At 39.5% G+C, this 17,868-nt stretch carries 18 protein-coding genes and 1 tRNA gene; 13 read left to right on the plus strand and 6 right to left on the minus strand.

The genetic code is table 11. The features are described from left to right. The first annotated feature begins 17 nt into the window (after nt 1-17). On the plus strand, nt 18-779 hold the full coding sequence (locus FUT79_RS04275; protein ID WP_024752308.1) for an alpha/beta hydrolase: 762 nt from the start codon (nt 18-20) through the stop codon (nt 777-779). Nucleotides 780-903: 124 nt separating this feature from the next. On the opposite strand, the gene FUT79_RS04280 is transcribed toward FUT79_RS04275, so the two are convergent. The 3 genes from FUT79_RS04280 to FUT79_RS04290 all read right to left on the minus strand — a co-directional run bounded on the left by FUT79_RS04280 (nt 904) and on the right by FUT79_RS04290 (nt 3,704). Next, entirely contained in the window at nt 904-2,190 is a 1,287-nt protein-coding gene (locus tag FUT79_RS04280; RefSeq protein WP_024752309.1) for an ABC transporter substrate-binding protein, read from the minus strand. 154 nt (nt 2,191-2,344) lie between these two features. Further along, nucleotides 2,345-3,490, minus strand: a complete 1,146-nt coding sequence (locus FUT79_RS04285; RefSeq protein WP_002699503.1) for a septal ring lytic transglycosylase RlpA family protein — start codon at nt 3,488-3,490, stop codon at nt 2,345-2,347. A 128-nt stretch (nt 3,491-3,618) separates the two neighbouring features. Beyond that, nucleotides 3,619-3,704: transfer RNA gene (locus FUT79_RS04290), tRNA-Leu, on the minus strand. Nucleotides 3,705-3,755: 51 nt separating this feature from the next. Between FUT79_RS04290 and FUT79_RS04295 the strand changes: the two genes are divergently transcribed. Together FUT79_RS04295 and pgsA are read left to right on the plus strand one after the other, a co-directional pair. Beyond that, the gene (locus tag FUT79_RS04295; protein WP_024752310.1) at nt 3,756-4,607 is read left to right on the plus strand and encodes a TatD family hydrolase; all 852 of its coding nucleotides are present in this window, start codon (nt 3,756-3,758) and stop codon (nt 4,605-4,607) included. Nucleotides 4,608-5,096: 489 nt separating this feature from the next. Then, on the plus strand, nt 5,097-5,690 hold the full coding sequence (gene pgsA, locus FUT79_RS04300; RefSeq protein ID WP_024752311.1) for a CDP-diacylglycerol--glycerol-3-phosphate 3-phosphatidyltransferase: 594 nt from the start codon (nt 5,097-5,099) through the stop codon (nt 5,688-5,690). A gap of 102 nt (nt 5,691-5,792) precedes the next feature. Here the strand turns inward: pgsA and trxA are convergent, their stop codons facing one another. The 3 genes from trxA to FUT79_RS04315 form a co-directional block, all read right to left on the minus strand. Continuing rightward, nucleotides 5,793-6,110: a thioredoxin gene (gene trxA / locus FUT79_RS04305; RefSeq protein ID WP_002699495.1), complete on the minus strand. Its 318-nt coding sequence runs from the start codon at nt 6,108-6,110 to the stop codon at nt 5,793-5,795. A gap of 207 nt (nt 6,111-6,317) precedes the next feature. Continuing rightward, nucleotides 6,318-6,977 (minus strand): Crp/Fnr family transcriptional regulator, encoded by a 660-nt coding sequence (locus tag FUT79_RS04310; RefSeq protein WP_002699490.1) that lies wholly within the window; start codon nt 6,975-6,977, stop codon nt 6,318-6,320. Then, the gene (locus FUT79_RS04315) at nt 6,970-7,968 is read right to left on the minus strand and encodes a cyclic nucleotide-binding domain-containing protein (RefSeq protein ID WP_002699488.1); all 999 of its coding nucleotides are present in this window, start codon (nt 7,966-7,968) and stop codon (nt 6,970-6,972) included. Before FUT79_RS04315 ends, FUT79_RS04310 begins: the two co-directional genes overlap by 8 nt. A gap of 105 nt (nt 7,969-8,073) precedes the next feature. On the opposite strand from FUT79_RS04315, the gene FUT79_RS04320 reads away from it, so the two are divergent. The 10 genes from FUT79_RS04320 to FUT79_RS04370 all read left to right on the plus strand — a co-directional run bounded on the left by FUT79_RS04320 (nt 8,074) and on the right by FUT79_RS04370 (nt 17,868). Then, on the plus strand, nt 8,074-8,928 hold the full coding sequence (locus tag FUT79_RS04320; protein WP_002699485.1) for a PHP domain-containing protein: 855 nt from the start codon (nt 8,074-8,076) through the stop codon (nt 8,926-8,928). Between the two features lie 60 nt (nt 8,929-8,988). After that, nucleotides 8,989-10,578 (plus strand): ATP-grasp domain-containing protein, encoded by a 1,590-nt coding sequence (locus FUT79_RS04325; protein WP_024752312.1) that lies wholly within the window; start codon nt 8,989-8,991, stop codon nt 10,576-10,578. An 83-nt stretch (nt 10,579-10,661) separates the two neighbouring features. After that, nucleotides 10,662-11,717: an N-acetylmuramoyl-L-alanine amidase gene (locus FUT79_RS04330; RefSeq protein WP_024752313.1), complete on the plus strand. Its 1,056-nt coding sequence runs from the start codon at nt 10,662-10,664 to the stop codon at nt 11,715-11,717. Continuing rightward, on the plus strand, nt 11,714-12,184 hold the full coding sequence (locus FUT79_RS04335) for a GerMN domain-containing protein (RefSeq protein WP_002699480.1): 471 nt from the start codon (nt 11,714-11,716) through the stop codon (nt 12,182-12,184). Before FUT79_RS04330 ends, FUT79_RS04335 begins: the two co-directional genes overlap by 4 nt. 85 nt (nt 12,185-12,269) lie before the next feature. Beyond that, complete coding sequence (locus FUT79_RS04340; RefSeq protein WP_044635035.1) at nt 12,270-13,352, plus strand: flagellar filament outer layer protein FlaA; 1,083 nt, start codon at nt 12,270-12,272, stop codon at nt 13,350-13,352. A 108-nt stretch (nt 13,353-13,460) separates the two neighbouring features. Continuing rightward, entirely contained in the window at nt 13,461-14,708 is a 1,248-nt protein-coding gene (locus tag FUT79_RS04345) for a (p)ppGpp synthetase (RefSeq protein WP_002699476.1), read from the plus strand. Between the two features lie 126 nt (nt 14,709-14,834). After that, the gene (gene rpsT, locus FUT79_RS04350) at nt 14,835-15,101 is read left to right on the plus strand and encodes a 30S ribosomal protein S20 (RefSeq protein WP_002699473.1); all 267 of its coding nucleotides are present in this window, start codon (nt 14,835-14,837) and stop codon (nt 15,099-15,101) included. A 61-nt stretch (nt 15,102-15,162) separates the two neighbouring features. Next, the gene (locus FUT79_RS04355; RefSeq protein ID WP_002699471.1) at nt 15,163-15,474 is read left to right on the plus strand and encodes an HU family DNA-binding protein; all 312 of its coding nucleotides are present in this window, start codon (nt 15,163-15,165) and stop codon (nt 15,472-15,474) included. Between the two features lie 251 nt (nt 15,475-15,725). Next, complete coding sequence (gene lnt / locus FUT79_RS04365; RefSeq protein WP_024752315.1) at nt 15,726-17,372, plus strand: apolipoprotein N-acyltransferase; 1,647 nt, start codon at nt 15,726-15,728, stop codon at nt 17,370-17,372. An 82-nt stretch (nt 17,373-17,454) separates the two neighbouring features. Continuing rightward, on the plus strand, nt 17,455-17,868 hold the full coding sequence (locus tag FUT79_RS04370) for a bactofilin family protein (protein WP_024752316.1): 414 nt from the start codon (nt 17,455-17,457) through the stop codon (nt 17,866-17,868).

Below are 17,868 nucleotides of genomic sequence, written 5' to 3' on the forward strand. Positions count from 1 at the left end.
TGACCATGGAGTTTTTTATGTTTTATAATAATTACCCGATAAATACAAGCACTTATACATCGCCGAAGTTTTTTAAAGGCAGTGATGAGGCGGTACTTTTAATTCACGGATATACCGGAAGTCCGCGGGAAATGACTTGGCTTGGCGAGCAGATTCATAAGGCGGGTTATACGGTATATATTCCGCGTTTGCCGGGACACGGCACTTGCAAAGAGGATTTTTTAAGTTCTTCATGGAAGGATTGGCTGCGCTGCGTTTGTGATGCATATATTAATCTTGCTGCCGAATATAAAAAAGTTTTTGTCGGCGGGCTTTCGATGGGGGGCGTTTTAACCGCCCTAATTGCCGCAAAGTTTAATCCTGAAAAAATCTTTTTATGCGCACCCGCCTTTATTGCCGCCGATGCAAGATTAAAGCTGACTCCTTTTTTAAAATTTTTTATAAAAGAAGTAAAAACGGAAGTAGGTTTTTTTTATCCCGAGCCTGATTATCAAGAAGCAGTGAAAGATTATACCGGAGCGGAATATGTACCAACGGCAGCAGACCTGTACAAGCTGCAAAAACTGGCAATTAAACAACTTCCGTCAATACGATCAAAAACTCTTACGGTTATTTCTCACGGAGACGTAACTGTCCCTTTTTCCGTAAAAGAAGTAATTGATGCGCATTTGCAAGCACCCAATGAGTATCTTATTTTAGAAAAAAGCTGTCATATTGTTGTCGATGATGTGGAAAGAGAGCAAGTTGCTGAGGGGATTATTCGTTTTTTGAATTCATAGAGCGATAAAGCTAATCGAATACCGGTACAAAATTTTCAGCTCTGAAAAACATTCGTAGCATAAAAAAAGACTCTTCTTGAAAGAGTCTTTTTTTATGTATAAAAGTATTATTTAAAAGGAGGTTTTATTGTTTTTCTCTCAAATGCTTTCTCAATTCTCTATCAAACTTTAGAAGCATTGTTTTTCCGTTAATATTCGGTACATTCACGTCTTCAATACAAAAGAGGAACAGCGTTGCATCAAGGATTTTCTCAATAGGTAAAAAATACGAAACGAATTCCCGCTCAATCTTTCCTCCTTCTATATAGCGTTTAAAGACATGCTCAAGATACGGAGGAATAGCTACTGCCGTTGTTTTTCTAAAGGCGGGAAAACCTTCTATTCCGTAATAATATATATTTTGCATTTCCTGACCGGATAAAATGTTTAAAGCTTTTTTAATTGAAAGAGGCGCAATGGTTTTTTTATTTACAAAAAGCGCCCTTGTTTTGCCGTCGCCCGTGATAAAGTTTCCTTTACCGTCCACAGAAACACTAAACATACCGATGTTTGCAGCAGTATTTGCCTGTAATATTTGTCTCACCGTTGTGTTTTTTCCAAAATACATGGCGGCTCGTCCTTCCGCCATTGCTTTTATTGCCTCTTCTTTTGTTGCCGTTCCAAAATTTCTGTTTACAAAACCTCGTTTAAAGATTTGTAAGTAAAGATCGATTCCTTCTTCAAGGCTTTTGTTTTCAGCCCAAGAGATTTTGCCACTCAGTGTTTGATCGGCAAAAAAATTCAAATCCTGTCCTTCAAGTTTTTTGGTGAAAATATCGGAAACCAGTGCTTTCGGAGAGTCGGTATCTTTTCCGATAAAAATCGGTATTATTGACGGATTGCGCTTTATCAATGCATCACAGGCAGTTAAAAGTTCTGCCCAACTTGTTGGAACCGAGATTTTATATTTATTAAAAATGTCTTTATTATATATAAATCCGTATACGCAATCGGTTGAAGCAAAAGGAAACCCATAGATTTTTTCATTTGTGTATTGAACCGCCTTCGGTGTTATTAAATTTTGCACCCACTCTTCTTGTGACAAGTCAAAAAAATGAGCGGTAGGATTAAATGTTCGATATATGTCATAAACGTTCGCTTCAATCAAATCAGGCGCATTTCCGGCGGCAAAGCGTAAGTTTAATATATTTATAAGTTGAGAATCGGGAACGGGTTCAACACTGATAATAATATTGTCATTTTTGAGTTTTTCAACCATTTGTTGCACGCCAATCGTATAACTGCTTTCTCTGATAAGAGCACTTAGATATACAATTTCCCCTTCATTTTCCGATACGCCCGCGGCAAAACTCAAGGGAAGGCAAAAGATTGAAAAGATAAAAAAGATAAGTAATTTTTTTTTCAGTGTCATAACGTCCTCTCAATTTTGAATGATAACGATAGATGAAACGACTATCCTTATTTATGCAAAAACCCATACGGCAATTTTTTTATGCCGTATAATTTCAAAAACAGTTCGACTGATGTGCGAACTGTTTTTGAAGAATGAATGTGTTTGTTTGCGCTTACCAAGCTTCCTGCCGAATAATGTAATCGTAAATTCTGCCTGCACGCAAGGCGGTTTTTACCGTATTCAAGTCGGAAGGTCGAATACCGGGAAGCACTACTCTGACGCTTTCGTCGGTTTTTTCATATGCAGGTTCAAAGCCGAGTTTTCGCAGCTCAACAACCAAGCGTAGTGCATTTTCTTCACGGGAAAAAGCACCTAACTGAATTCTCCACAATATTCCGGGTGTTTCCCTACTGTTGGTAGGAGTGTATACTTTCGGAACAGAATACTTCGGTATTGTTTGAGATACCGGCTCATACGAATATGTAGGCTCTCCGTAATACACAGGAGAATTCCCGCTTTGAACAGCCGGGGCGCTTTGCTCCGGCGCACTATACGGATACACCGGTGTCGGTTCGCTTTGATACTGAGGAGCCGGCTGCTGCACTTGCGGCTGATGGGATTGAGCCGGATCTTGATGTTGTTCATAGGATTGCGGAGCAGACGGAGCAGACTCAGTTGTATACGAGGGAGTCGGCACATTCTGATATGTCGGCGCAGGCTGCGGCTGTGTTTGCTGATATGCAAGCGCGGGGCCTTGATTGCCGTTCGGAGTATAGGTAAATGTTTTTACCGGTCGATCTTCAGATATGGTGCCTCCTTCAGAGGGAACAAATTGGTACATCGGTGCATTTGATGAGGATCCCGAATCGGTTTGTGAAGGAACAAATTTATAAATGGGCGCAGAAGGTTGTACAGGTTTGCTTTCTCCCGCAGCCATTAAAGCGGCTTTGTCCGAAGGATCGATTTTTTTAAGCGAAACACGCGCAATGCCTCTGTCAGTCATACCGATTGCAATTGCGGCGGCTTTGGATAAATCAATTTCTCTATCACCTACAAAGGGACCGCGATCATTTACCCGAACTAAAACCTTTTTTCCGTTATCAAGATTCGTTACTTCAACAAGTGTGCCGAAAGGAAGCGTTTTATGAGCTGCAGTATATGCATTCATGTTAAAAAGCTCGCCGCTTGCAGTCGGTTTTCCGTTAAAAGCCTCTCCATAATACGATGCAAAACACTCTGCCGAAATAAGTTGCGGTTCGGCAAAGACGGGAAGAACCAAAGATATAATCCCGATTATCAGAAAAATATGTTTTTTCATATTCAAAACTCCTTTAAAACTTTAGGCATAAACATACACTTCAATTTTTCTTTGTAAGTAGTAATCAGAGTATCGGAATATAAAAAAAAAGATTAAGAAAATTTAAAAGAGAGGGTAATTTTTATTTCTGCCGGAGACGAGACTTGAACTCGTACGACCGTTTCCAGTCAAGGGATTTTAAGTCCCTGGTGTCTACCGATTCCACCACTCCGGCAAATGTGTTATAATGGGGTTATCATACCAAAAAAGAAAAAGGTGGTCAAGATTGTATAGTGATTCTCATTGCCATTTATTCTATATTTTACAAAAAAACATAGATCTTTCGATGCTCATTGCCGAAATGAAAAAAGAAAATTTCCGTTTTGTAATGGATATCGGTATCGCTGCAGGTGATTATACAAAACGATTTGCAGCGGTTGCAGATGCTTGCGGAGGAAAACAAAACATTCCCGATTTTATCTTTTTTTCTGCGGGGCTTTGGCCTGCTCCTGAACCAATACAAAATCCTCAAGCAAATCTTGCCCTTTTGGAAAAGGACTTGCAATCCATACTTGCTGGAAATCAAAAATATACTGCTTTGGGCGAGTGCGGCATTGACCGCTATTGGAACGGAGAAGCGGCTAAAAAACGGAACAATTCCGGCACCGAAGACACCGAAGCGGAAGAGCAGCTTTTTATCGAACAGCTCATTATGGCAAAAAAATACAAGCTTCCGGTGATAATCCATTCGCGCGATGGATTTGAACCGACAATTCGCTGTATTGACCAAGTCGGCTGGCATAAGGGCGTTATTCATTGTTATTCATACGGCATACAGGAAGCGCAGCAATTCATTGAGCGGGGATGGTATATCTCATTTCCCGGGAACATTACTTTTGCTAAAAAGGAAGAAGACCGGCGCTTTATCGCAAGCCTTGTTCAAAGTATTCCGCGGCATCGGCTCCTTTTGGAAACCGATTCTCCGTATCTTTCCCCTGCTCCTTTACGCGGTAAAACAAACACCCCTTTGCACATTCGCCATACCTATGCCAAAGCTGCGGAAATCTTGCAAATAAGTGAACCTGAACTTGCTAATCTCATATTTGAAAATTGCCAAACACTTTTTAAAAGAGCGTGAAAAAAGCATAGCGAGTGCGGCTATTTTATACGAGGTAATCTGCGAGAATAGAGTATAATAAATATATAGAGAAAATTATAAAAAAGAGCCCGACACAACGCAAGGGCGAACCCTTGGAATTTCTACCTTTGGTTCGCCTACGAGTTTTGCTTGGCTTACGCAGGAGTATCAGGCAAAACATCGTTTGGAATTGAGCAACGGCGAGCAATTTACCATAGTGATGCTGAATTTGCAGATTTATTATTGCTAATACTCCGACTTAGTATAGCAGCAACATAATTATAAAACGCTACACCAGGCAGACGGACGGTAAAATTTTGCAAACTTTTATAAGAATTTTTTAGACTCGGCAAAGTTATACTCCTTATTGAAAAGCAAAACTTAGAAATCTTTCTTAAAAAAAGCGCCTTCTATTCTTGCGGATATTTTACCGTATTAGCAATAAAAAAAACAGTTTGACTTTTTTTGAAATATGGAAGATACTGAGGCATGAGACTTTCCAATTTTTTTACGGTTTTGCGGCTGATATTGGCTCCGCTTTTTTTTATACTTTATTTTTTGCCGGTACAGTTCGGGCTTGACAGGCGGTTTTTTCTGGTAGTTATTATTCCGCTTTTTGTTTTTATGGAATTAACCGACTTTTTTGACGGCTATTATGCCCGAAAGAGGAATCAGGTTTCTAATTTCGGTAAACTGTTTGACCCCTTTGCCGATGTGCTTGCAAATTTAACGGTTATGTTTTGTTTTACACTTGACGGCTTTTTGCCAAGTCTTCTTTTTTTGATTATTTTGTACCGCGAGCTTTCTATTATGTTTTTACGCATGCTTGCAAGAGGGGAGGGGATTACCATTGCCGCTAAAATGGGCGGTAAGTTGAAAACGGTTTCGTATATCGTTGCGTCCGGTTTTTCACTTTTTATTCTTATTTTAATTGCATTCTTTTCTCTTCCGGAGTCTATTGTCCGGTATTTTATTATTGTAAATTATTGCCTTTATGGACTTGCATCGGTGCTTTCAGTACTTTCCTTCCTTTCATACTATAACGGATACAAGGAAGCCCTCAAACATCAGGCAGAATTGTAAAATAGATTTTTTATTGCTTTTATTGAAAAAATAGCGGTGGGATTTTAGAAAGCGTTGTAAAACCATAAAGATGCATCCGCATCTTTATGGTTTTACAGGATTTTATGCGTGTTTTTCAATTAAACTGACAATTTTTGATTTATCGATAAAACCTACCGAGCGGTCAACTTCTTTTCCGTTTTTAAACACGACAATAGTCGGGATGCTTGCAACTCCGTATTGTGCAGCCAAATCCTGCTGCTTATCAACATCTATTTTTGCAATAACACCCTTATTGCCGATTTCTTTTCCTACTTCTTCAATTACGGGTCCGAGCATTTTACAGGGACCGCACCATTGCGCAAAGAAATCTACTAAAACAGGAACATCCGTATTTAATGTTTCGTTGAAATTGTCTTTCGTTAAATGTAATACTGCCATAATATCACTCCTTATCTAATAATAGTTATCGCTACTATAATATACACAAAAAAAAGCGGATCGCATAGTGTTTGCCAATAAAAATACCAACTTAATGGAAATCAAGCACTTTTTAAGCTAAAAATGCGGAAAAAACTGGCTATTAAACAAGAAAACCGATGTTCTTAAAAAAGATCAAGTTTAAAATTTAATGAATTTCTCCCTTTTTTAAGTAATATACAGGCTGTGCTCTTTAGAGCGGCGTGTATTTACATAGCGGGTTAAATCTGTCATGTTTTTTACAATTATTTTATCAGTATAGAGTTCCAGCCTACCTTGGTCGGAAAACTTTCTCAGTGCATCTTCGGTTTCTTCATTTGCAAGTCCTGCCCAACGCGAAACCTCTTCTATAGTTATTTCAAAGGTTCTCATTTCCGTTGAACGGTCAATATCGGGCTGCGTTTCATCAAGCATCAAAAAAACATCGCCGATTCGCGCCGATTTATCCTGTATTGTAAGAATCATGAATCTCCGCTTTTGAGTATAAATTCTGCGCACAAAGGTTTTTAAAAGGCGCATAGCTATTGCTGGGTTTCCAGTCATTAAAACTTCAAAGTTTTCTTTGTTAAATTCAAGCACTACAGTGTCGTCATAGGCGATTGCCGAAGCGGAGCGGGGAGAGTTATCAAGAATTGCCATCTCTCCGAAAATTTCACCCGGCTGTAAAATATCAAGATTTTTTTCGAATCCGTTAATTATTTTTATTAACTGCACTCTGCCGCTTTGAATAAGATAAAAACAATTTCCCGGTTCAAATTCCGCAAAGATAACTGAGCCTCGCGGGAATTTTTTTGCAAAGCGCGAAAACGAAGCAAATAGATCAGTCATTTACAACTCCTTCACATGCTGCCTGTAATTCTTTTATTTTGGGGACAAGAAGCGGCCCCGCCATCAGCAAGGCTTTATCAAAAAATTGTAAAGCCTTGTCAGGACGTTTCATATCCCGATAACAAAGTCCGATATACATAAGAGCTTCCGCAAGTTTAAGAGACTTCGGATGCTGCGTAATGAAATTTGTAAGCAGTTGTAAACAACGAACATATTCTCTTTGTTCATACAAACAATGTCCTGCACCTATATATGAGGCTTCTATATTTTCGTCAGTCCCTGTTTCAATAACGGAGTGATATTGGATATACGCATCTTTCCAGTTTTTTTGTGCGGCAAGATCTTCTGCAAGTTTAAAGGTGAGACTGGCAGTACTGTCACTTGATGCAGGTCGATTTTGAAAGTTTTGAGGCAGGACATCGGATTTTGCTTCGGCTTCTGCGCCACCGAAGGATCTGCCTACCATTTCACGGGAACTTTTCAGTATTTGTGCAATATCCTGAGAATGTTTTCCGTGTGGATATAATTCCTGATATCTTTTTGCAACTTGCCCTGCAGCCTGATAATGATGTGAATTATAAAAAGCGCTTGCAACGGTAAAAAGCCCTTCTATACTATCTGTTTCTTCTTCACTGTCCAGCAAGGTTTCAAGCTGGCGGTGAATAGTTCGCAATTGCCGAGAAAAAACTTTAATCATCTTCATAATGATTCGGGTATTTGTTTGTGCAAAGGCTTCAAATTCTTGTCCGGTAAAGGTATATACGATGGAATCTGTTAAAACCATGGCGCTTTCTTCTCGAGGATAATTTCCCAATGCGGATTTTACGCCAAAAAATTCTCCGGTTTTAATATATTCGGTAACTTGGGCTCCAGTTTCTATATTAATAGAAGTTAAGGCAATATGTCCCTTATTCAATAAAAAAACCCTGTCATCAAAATCTCCTGAGAAATAAATAACCGAATTTGCCTTGTATTGAACAGCTTTTGGCATACTGCCCTCCGAATTTTTGAGTTTTGATTAAACATCGTTTCAGAGTATATCACAAATTCAATTAAAAACCTAGTACTAAACCGGCTTTTTTGATAATATAAATTTATGGTAGACTTACATACTCATTCAACCGCCTCGGACGGAACTTTTACGCCGACAGAGCTTGCTTTCCTTGCAAAGGAGGCCGGGCTTACCGCGTGGGCGTTAACCGATCATGATACGATGTCCGGTATTGAAGAGGCAAAAAAGGCAGCTGATTTACTTGGTATTGAGTTTATCAACGGCGTTGAGTTAAGCATTAGATGGAGTCCCGGAGAATTTCATCTTTTGGGCTTAGGAGTTTCTCCGGACTCTTCTGGTTTAAGAAATTTATTACATAAAATGAAAAAAGGCAGAATAAACAGAAGCAGACAAATGGCGGAAAAACTTAATAAGGCGGGAATTTCTATTGATTTTGACAGATTGATGGCTGTAACAAAACATTCTTCTATCGGAAGACCTCATTTTGCCCGTTATTTAGTACAGGAAAAACAGGTAAAAACAATTCAGGAAGCTTTCGATAAGTATTTTGCAAAAGGGCGTCCCTTCTTTATTGAAAAAGAATGTATCGATTTTGATGAAGCAATACATGCAATTAAAGATGCAAAAGGTGTTCCTGTTTTAGCGCATCCTATGTCTTTATATCTTTCATGGGCAAAACTGCCCACTGTAATACAAGACTTAAAGGAGCGGGGGTTAATGGGGCTTGAAGCGTGGCATCCGTCTGCTCGCTATGCCGAGTGCGCCCGCTTGGACAAACTTGCAAAAAAGTTTGGGTTAATTATTACGGCTGGCAGTGATTTTCACGGAACAAATAGAAGTGATCGATTTTTAGGGAAAACCGTGAAGGATATGCCGATTGCAGAGTCTTTTTATACGGAAAATTTACTGCCTGCCATACGGCAAGCACATAATCAATGATATTTTTTAAGAAAGGAATTGATAGATTTGAGAACAATATTAATTTTAGGCGCAGGCTTTATGCAGACTCCTGCTTTGAAAATCGCAAAAAATTTAGGTTTAAGAGTGTGCGCCGTGGACGGAAATCCTGAAGCTTGCGGAAAGGATTTAGCGGATGAGTTTTTACCGATAGATTTAAAAGATACCGATTCTCTTATTAAGTACGCACTTGGGCTTAAAGCCGATTCAAGGCTTGATGCGGTGTTTACGGCTGCAACGGACTTTTCCGCATCTGTGGCAGCAATTGCGGAAGCCTGCCATTTGCCGGGGCATTCGCTCGAGGCAGCGCTAAATGCAACAGATAAGGGGCGGATGCGCAGCTGTTTTAAAGCAGCCGGCATAGCCTCTCCTCTTTTTGCGGAAATCCATGAATCTGAAAAAGAGTCTGCCTTGGCTATTTACACCGGAAACGGTGCATCCTTTCCCGCGGTGGTAAAGCCAGTGGATAACATGGGTGCGCGCGGGTGTAAATTAGTAACCTGTGCGGAAGAGCTGGCATTTGCTCTTGATGATGCGCTTCGGTATTCGCGCACGCGGCGGGCAGTTGTTGAAGAATTTATTCAAGGACCGGAATTTTCACTGGAAGGGCTGGTATTTAACGGAAAAACTTGCATTACGGCGGTAGCTGACAGGCATATTTTTTTCCCTCCGTATTTTATTGAACTCGGGCATACTATCCCTTCTCAGTATGAAAAAAAAGATACTGATGAGCTTATTGCGGTGTTTACGGAAGGGGCGAGGGCTTTAGGACTTAGGCACGGCGCAATAAAAGGAGATATCTTTTTAAAAGAGGGTAAAGCGGTTGTCGGAGAGATCGCCGCAAGGCTTTCAGGCGGTTATATGTCGGGGTGGACGGTGCCGTACTCTTCGGGGCTAAATATTACTAAAGCCGCAATACAGCTTGCGCTTGGAGAAGAGCCCGAAGACTTTGCAAGCGCTTCACCGTTTTTACGCACGCCGACAAAGCATTATTGTTCGCATGTGAGTGCCGAGCGGGCATGGATTTCTATTCCGGGTACTGTTAAATCTATCAGCGGTTTGGAAGACGCATTTGCAGTTCCCTTTGTGCAAAATGTTTTTCCGAGAGCCGGAGTAGGGGATGAGGTGGTATTTCCCCAGAATAATGTAGAAAAATGCGGCAATGTTATAAGTCGGGCGGAGAGCAGAGCGGCGGCGGTGCAAGCAAGTGAAAATGCCTGCAAACTCATTGTACTGCGGTTGACTCCTCACAATACACAAACTGATATATTTATAAAAACAATACATAACTCAACCGAAACGCAGCAAGAATATCCGCCGAATTTTTTGCAGATACAGGGAGTTCATATAGGCAGTATTGCAGAGCAATTAAAAAACTGTCGGTTTGTATGTTCCAAAGGTTTTTATATTCCCGATTTCCTTGTGGAAGCAAAAAGCGTCCGTGATCTGCAAGGAAGAGAGCTCATCGAAATTTGCGAACAGGTTCTTGCGGCGGAAAAAGGCTTAAAAGAAATACTCTGCAGTTTTTCCGATAAGGCTGCGCAAGGGAAAAAACGGGAATGCTTATGGGTATCTTGTATTCGGGCGGGGATACAAGGCATCCTCTATATGTATGATTGCGGTTTGCTATGAATACCCTGAATATTTTTTTAAGTGCGCTAAAGTTTTTCAATATTCCGTCCGATAATAAAAAAGGAAGATTGCAAGCTACAGTGATGAACGGAGATAAAAGAATAAAGACAGTATTATATGCTATCATATTTTTTGTTTTTACCTCCGCAATCTTTGCCGAAGGAGATTATGTTTCCGCATTGGATACGGCAGAAAAGCTGAATACCTTTTTAAGCTGGGATCCGCTTTCAGAAGATTTTTATTTTTCTAAAAGCGGGCATCGTGCACAGTGCAGGGTTGGATTGCCAATGATGCTTTTGAGCGGAAAAGAGCTGGTTTTTATTGCTCCGCCTAAAATCATCAACTCGGTTTTAAGTATTAGCAAAGAAACCGCTATTCGCCTGGAAAGCTTTTTCGGGTATTCTCTTGAGCAGCCGATTTATCGAATTGGAGCTATTTTAATTGATCCCGGGCACGGAGGAAAGGATCCGGGAACACACGGCTCGTATACGGAAAATGGCAAAACGATTGTTGTAAAGGAAAAAGATATAACGCTTAAAACATCAAAAGAGCTGTATGAACTTTTGAAAGTGCGGTACCCCGATAAAAAAATTTTGATGACGAGGTATGATGACTCTTTTCCTACATTGGATGAGCGGGTAGAAATGGCAAACAGCGTGAAGCTTAATAAGTATGAGGCAATACTGTATATTTCTGTCCATGCAAACTATTCATGGAATAGCAAGGCGTCCGGGTTTGAAGTTTGGTATCTGCCGCCTGAGTATCGGAGAGAAGTGATAAGCAAAGACGCTGTTTCAAAAGAGATTTTCCCCATTGTGAACTCTATGCTTGAAGAGGAATTTACGATGGAAAGCATTATGATTGCCCAAAGCATACTTGACGGGTTAGATGCAAGTATTGGCAAGCAAAGTAAAAAAAGAGGCATAATGGAGCAAGCATGGTTCGTTGTGCGGAATGCAAAAATGCCAAGTGTTTTAATAGAGCTTGGGTTTGTCAGCAATCCTACAGAGGTGCGTTTGTTAAATACTCCCTCGTACTTGAAAAAATGCGCGGAAGGTATATATAATGGCTTAGTGTCATTTATAACCCATTTTGAAGGTTCGGGAGGTTTTACCGGTGAAGGCCGGAAAAAATTATGATTTTTTTTAATAAAACGCGGATAATTTGCTGGAGCATTCTCGGAATACTGATAATTGTGCTGAGTCTCGGATATGTTACGGGAACGAAGAGGGTGCGGTACCTTCTTTTTTTCCAAAATTTAAGAAACGGAAACATTTCTTGTGAACAAAGATATGTGCCTGTACAGAAATTTGAAGATCCGGTAACCGCACTGGTTTCCGAATTATTACTTGGACCGCAAAATCATGATTTTTTGAGATTTGCGGATCCTGAAACACAAGCGAACAGCTGCTTTGTACGAGGATCGGATTTGTACCTTGATTTACCTGCATCAATTCTTGCACCGAAGATCAAAACACCCGATTTTCATACCGTGTACGAATTGCTGAAAAAAAACATTTTTCTTAATTGCAAAAATGTCAAACAGCTTTACCTTTATATTGACGGTAGGGCTGCGTATGAAACTGCCTATAATACGGAAGAGTAAAAATATAAAAAAGTATGTTGACAAAATGGTATTCTTCCGTATACTGTATATAGGGCTAACTTAAGTGCGAAAAGGAGCATTTAGAATGAAAAGAACATTTATACTTGGTGCAATCGCATTATTATTTTCAGGTGCAATTGCTGTCGCAGAACAGGCAACTCTTATTGACTTCGGGAAACTGAATGCCGATATTGTTCCGGACAAAAATGGTAACATGACTCAGAACCGCCGAACTATTATGGACTACGGTGCTGTTGCAGGAGCTTCGTATACCGATGAGCAGAAAGCAGCGATGAGATCATCGTTAGCAATCGGTCAGTGGGAAGTTATATTAAACTCTTCCTCGAAGAATCCTGTTTCCGTAGCGGTATCGCATGCGGTAGAGGCTCCGGTAAGTGAAGAAGCTAAAAGCTTTGCCGGAGAAAGGTTGCTTGGTGTGCGCGTTGAATTTCCGACTTGGAATAATAATGCAAATGCTGTGATTAAACCTGCCTTCCTGATTCCTGCCTATGAAACGATGACACAGGTTGATGATGAAGGAAATCTTCAGGAACCCAGTGAAGAAGATAAAGCTTCCGGAAAGGGTCGGTTTGAAGACGGCTACGGGGCTGTAAATAACGTTGGTGTAATTAAATCCATTGCCGTTAATACTTATGGATTGAATTTCCCGCACGGTTTATTTGTTTTGCTCAGAGATCAAAACAACGAAGTTCACCGCCATTTTATGGGATATCTTCTCTTTGACGGTTGGAAAGAACTTGTGTGGAACAACCCGCAATACATTACCGATGTAAAGAGCAGAGAAGTTCGTTTATATCCTGTATATCCGCTGGCTATGCCGCGAGTAACCTTTGACGGTTTCTTAATCACCAGAGATGCAGCGCATGATGGAGGTCCGTATATCGGTTATTTTAAAGACGTCAAAGTTATTTATGACAAAGCAGTATTAAATACCGCTCGCGACTTTGCAGATGAGGATATCTGGGGAATTCAGACTGCTCGCGAAATGGAGCGTAAAAAGATTGAAGTTGCTCGTTTTGGACAAAAACAAGTGCTTAACTATCTTGAGCAGCAAAAAATGGCTACCGAAACAGGTTTTGCTCCTTCCGAGGGATCAGAAGCAGCTCGTGAACAGGGTGGACAAGCAGAAGCTGCAGCAGCAGAGTAACTGAGTTGCACATATCGTAATTTATTATTATGACAATGTTTAAAACCGAGCCGTACAAACCAGTATAGCTCGGTTTTAATTTTTATTTAGGAAGTGCTATTATAAATTATGAGCAATACAAATCCACCTGATCTTCCTCCAAAGAAAGAGCTTAAAAAGTTATATACCGGTTATATACCACATTTCAGTATTTTATTGGACCGTTTGGAAGAACATCTAAAAGTATTGGTGAAAATCTCTACTACACCCTCATATAAAACAAGAATTAAGACCTTTGAAAGCTATTATCGTAAACTTCTGAAATTTCCTCAGTATGCAGAAAATACAAATTTTCCCGTATTGACAGATTTACTTGGAATACGGATTATTTGCTCATTTTTGCAAAATTTAACAGAAGTTGAAGAAATCTTACGGCAGTATTTCAGTATTATTGAAGTTGAGCGAAAGGGTGCGGACAGAACGTTTAGAGAATTCGGATATGAATCAACCCATATTCTTATAGAAATACCTGCAGAGTTTCGAGTCGGTTTAACTTTGCCAAAACGACTTATCCTTGAGGTACAAATAAGAACTATTTTGCAAGATGCATGGGCTGAAGTTGAACACGAACTTGTTTATAAATCGGAATTTTCACCTTTTGATTTACCCTTAAAGCGAAAGCTTGCTTCAATAAATGCGAGTCTAAGCCTTGCGGATATCATTTTTCAGGAAATTCGAGACTATCAGAATAAACTGAACGCCGAACTTGACAAACGAAGAGAGGACTTTTATCACAAGGCGGATGTTTTCACACAGAGTATTGTTTTGCCTACTGTAAAAACGGATTCTTTAAGCCAAATAACAGATACGGATATTAACAATGGGGATCTTAATCGTCTGGAAACTATTGATGACTTGATTTTATCCGCAATTGAAGCACATAATAAAATGAATTTTGAAAAAGCTACCGCTATTTATACAAAAATCTTAGAGAAAACTCCAAACGACATAGTTATGGCGGTTGTATATAAGCATCGAGGAATGGCTTTCTTTGCTCAAGGAGATTATCAAAGAGCATATAGTGATTTTATGGAAAGCATTGCACATAATCCTGATAATTTCCGGATTTATTATTATACGGGGATTGTTTTAAGTATTATGGGGGAGGATGCAAAAGCCATTGATTTTTTTGATCAATCAATATCTTTAAATCAATATCAGTCTCATGTGTATTTTCGAAGAGCTTTAGCGAAATATCGATTAAATCGATACGAAGCAGCTTTAAAAGATCTTGATATTTCGGTTTCGCGCGGATTTAGTGCCGATGAAGAAAAAAAATTACGTGCGGCTATTGCAAAAAAGCTTGATATGGAGTAATGTATACAACAACTTATAATTTCAAGTTACATAAATCATCGTATGGATAACTAAAGATTATCCATTCAATTAAATTTAACAAAGCGATACAAACAGTTTTATTTTTAAGTAAATTTGGAGGTTAGTGTGAGTAACAGTGCATCTGCAACAAAGCGACATAAGCAAAGCGAAGTTCGGCGCATTAAAAATAGGGCGGTAAAATCTGCCGCACGAACGTGCGCAAAAAAATATCTTGTGGCTGTCGGAGAAAAAGACGCGGAAAAAGCTCAAGGGCTATTACGAGATTTAACAAAGCAGCTTGATACCGCAGCACGAAAAGGCATCATTAGCAAAAATGCTGCTGCAAGAAAAAAATCCCGCATGCAAAAATTTTATAACATTTCTTTTGCATAATAATTAAGAGATTTTAAGAAACCGTTTTTGACTAAAAACGGTTTCAGATCCTGCCTCTTGTATGAAAAAACAAAAACAAACCCGAGCATCATTAACGGATTTAATATATAGAAAATTCGGCTATGATTACCGTATTACCGCAACAATTGTTGATAGTTTGATTGAAGAAATGGCTTCCGCCTTAAAACGGGGAGAAACCATTGAATTAAGGAATTTCGGTGTGTTTGAGCTGCAGCATAGAAAATCTTCTATAGGAAGAAATATTTCCGCAGGTACAGCTGTAAAAATTCCTGAAAGATATGTTGTTGCGTTTCGTCCCGGAAAAAATTTGCGTGAAGCGGTTAAAGACTATCAACCGGATTCAGATAAATGAAAACTAGTATAGCGTTTTCTAATTAAGTTACTGTTAGTAATCGGAGCGATAGTAGTTTGCAGATTCAGCATTACTATGGTAAGTTGCTCACTGTTGCTCAATTCCAAACGATGTTTTGCCCGATACTCCTGCGTAAGCAGGCAAAACTCGTAGGCGAACCAAAGATAGAACTTCCAAGGGTTCGCCCTTGCGCCGTGTCGAGCTCTTTTTATGGAACTTTTTATGGTTTTTGTAAGGTGTATTAAAAAAATATGATCGAGTTATTAAAAAAACGCTGTGCGAGGAAAGACGCACTTTCAGTTTTTGCAATAAATTTTCTTTTTTTAATTATAGCTGCTCTTTTGTTTGCAGTTGCACATCCGAATCCGCTTTTTTCGCACGGCTTCCCGCCGGCTGCATACATTGCTTTTTTACCTGTTTTTTTGCTTATTCAACGAACAACCCTTATCTTTTCGTTTTTTTGGGGCGCGTTGTACGGCATTGCAAGTTATAGTTTATTTGCCTATTGGCTGGCGGTTTTTCATCCGGTTGCCTTATATGTTGTTATCATAATTTATGCGTTTTTTTTGAGTATTGTTTTTTTTCTTTTAAAACTTGCGGATCGCTATTTTCCGAAATATGGGTTTATCCTCCAATGGCTTATTTGGCTTGGATATGAGTACTGTAAAACAGTTGGATTTTTAGGTTTTCCTTATGGCATCATCGGGTATTCTCAATGGCGCGTTGTTTTTTTATTGCAGATTGCCGCAATTTTCGGTGTTTGGGCAGTTTCAGCTATTGTGGTATTTCCGTCAGCCTGGCTTGCTGCAAGCTTGAAAGGTTCTCATGGGCTCAAAGGTGCCGGAAAAAACGTATCGGCATTGTTTATTGAACATAAACTTTCTGCCTGCATATGGGTTGTTGCTTTTTTTCTGGTAAGTATTTTCGGCTTTTTTTCTCAAAAAGATTATTCAGCCGAAAAAAAAATGAGGTTGGCACTTATTCAACCGAACTCGGATCCATGGCAGGGAAATATTGAGACTTATAAACAAGATTTTCAGATTCTCGCCAAGCTTTCGGATGAAGCCCTTTTACATGAACCGGAAACCGAGCTTGTTGTGTGGCCTGAAACAGCTTTTATACCGAGGATTGATTGGCACTATCGGTACCGTGAAGATAGGGCTGCTTTTAATCTTGTGTCCGATTTGCTTACTTATATCGATTCAAAAAATACAGCCTTTTTGATTGGAAATGATGATGCGATAAAAGCAAATGTGAATGGATTTCCGGAAAGGCTTGATTATAATGCGGCTCTTTTATTTATTCCCCAAAAAAATACAATACCGCCGCAACCTGCAAAATACTGGAAAAAGCATCTGGTGCCTTTTACTGAACATTTTCCGTATAAAAGTATTTTTCCGAATATCCATCAATTGCTGATAGAACATGATACTCATTTTTGGGAAAAGGGGGCTGAATTTTCCGTTTTTAATGTAAATGCTGTTAAATTTTCCGTTCCGATCTGTTTTGAGGATAGTTTCGGGTATATCTCGCGGGAGTTTATAAAACGCGGTGCTCAGGTATTAATAAATATTTCAAATGATGCTTGGGCAAAAAGCTTGCCGTGCCAAAATCAACATTTAAGCATGGCGGTATTTCGAGCAGTGGAAAACCGCGTTTCAATGGTGCGTGCAACCGCTTCAGGGCAGACGGTTGCTATTGATCCGAACGGTAGAATTATTGCAGAGGCAGAGCCCTTTGTGCAAACTTTTTTATCCGCTGAAATTCCCGTAATAGCGAAGCCTTCTTCTTTGTATCTTTTTTTTGGGGATGGTTTGGGAGTATTTTTTTTGATTGCTGGCTTGGGACTCTTGATTAATGGTTTGATACAAAATATAGTTAGTAAAAAGGATGAATAATTTAAGAAGAGATAAAGTGTTGCCGGTAAAATCCGTAATAACGGAAGTCTCTTATATATTTTACTTTGTTGTTGAGGAAAAAATGAAAAGCTTTGAGAAAGGAAAAGATAAAAACATTACAATTTTGGGACGAGAAACCATTTTTGACGGTATTATGAAATTTACCGAAAATCTTTCAATCCGAGGAAAATTTACGGGAATTATTGATGCTCAAGGAGCATTAATAGTGGAAAAAGATGCGGCGTGTAAAGTACAATATGCTCGAGTTGTTTCTGCTGCAATAGACGGAAAATTTGAAGGTAATATAACTGCGGTCGATAGGGTAGAAATGCGTACAGGCTCCGTTGTTTCAGGCAATGTTACCTCCTCAAGAATTAGAATAGCCGATGATGTTGATTTTGAAGGTTCTGTACAAATGTTGCAAGATACGATAAACCAAAATCCGGATATTTTTTCGATTCAGTCGGAACAATTAAAAGAAAAATTTAGGCGATAG

The organism is Treponema phagedenis (assembly GCF_008153345.1).
Classification (GTDB): Bacteria; Spirochaetota; Spirochaetia; order Treponematales; family Treponemataceae; genus Treponema; species Treponema phagedenis.

Excerpts from the sequence above, each read along its gene's own strand:
- FUT79_RS04330 (WP_024752313.1), top strand. The coding sequence starts at position 10,662 with ATGAACGGAGATAAAAGAATAAAGACAGTATTATATGCTATCATATTT.
- FUT79_RS04340 (WP_044635035.1), top strand. The coding sequence starts at position 12,270 with ATGAAAAGAACATTTATACTTGGTGCAATCGCATTATTATTTTCAGGT.
- FUT79_RS04280 (WP_024752309.1), bottom strand. The coding sequence starts at position 2,190 with ATGACACTGAAAAAAAAATTACTTATCTTTTTTATCTTTTCAATCTTT.
- FUT79_RS04315 (WP_002699488.1), bottom strand. The coding sequence starts at position 7,968 with ATGCCAAAAGCTGTTCAATACAAGGCAAATTCGGTTATTTATTTCTCA.
- FUT79_RS04335 (WP_002699480.1), top strand. The coding sequence starts at position 11,714 with ATGATTTTTTTTAATAAAACGCGGATAATTTGCTGGAGCATTCTCGGA.
- trxA (WP_002699495.1), bottom strand. The coding sequence starts at position 6,110 with ATGGCAGTATTACATTTAACGAAAGACAATTTCAACGAAACATTAAAT.
- FUT79_RS04320 (WP_002699485.1), top strand. The coding sequence starts at position 8,074 with ATGGTAGACTTACATACTCATTCAACCGCCTCGGACGGAACTTTTACG.
- pgsA (WP_024752311.1), top strand. The coding sequence starts at position 5,097 with ATGAGACTTTCCAATTTTTTTACGGTTTTGCGGCTGATATTGGCTCCG.
- FUT79_RS04345 (WP_002699476.1), top strand. The coding sequence starts at position 13,461 with ATGAGCAATACAAATCCACCTGATCTTCCTCCAAAGAAAGAGCTTAAA.
- FUT79_RS04355 (WP_002699471.1), top strand. The coding sequence starts at position 15,163 with ATGAAAAAACAAAAACAAACCCGAGCATCATTAACGGATTTAATATAT.
- FUT79_RS04325 (WP_024752312.1), top strand. The coding sequence starts at position 8,989 with ATGCAGACTCCTGCTTTGAAAATCGCAAAAAATTTAGGTTTAAGAGTG.
- FUT79_RS04275 (WP_024752308.1), top strand. The coding sequence starts at position 18 with ATGTTTTATAATAATTACCCGATAAATACAAGCACTTATACATCGCCG.
- FUT79_RS04310 (WP_002699490.1), bottom strand. The coding sequence starts at position 6,977 with ATGACTGATCTATTTGCTTCGTTTTCGCGCTTTGCAAAAAAATTCCCG.
- FUT79_RS04285 (WP_002699503.1), bottom strand. The coding sequence starts at position 3,490 with ATGAAAAAACATATTTTTCTGATAATCGGGATTATATCTTTGGTTCTT.
- lnt (WP_024752315.1), top strand. The coding sequence starts at position 15,726 with ATGATCGAGTTATTAAAAAAACGCTGTGCGAGGAAAGACGCACTTTCA.
- FUT79_RS04370 (WP_024752316.1), top strand. The coding sequence starts at position 17,455 with ATGAAAAGCTTTGAGAAAGGAAAAGATAAAAACATTACAATTTTGGGA.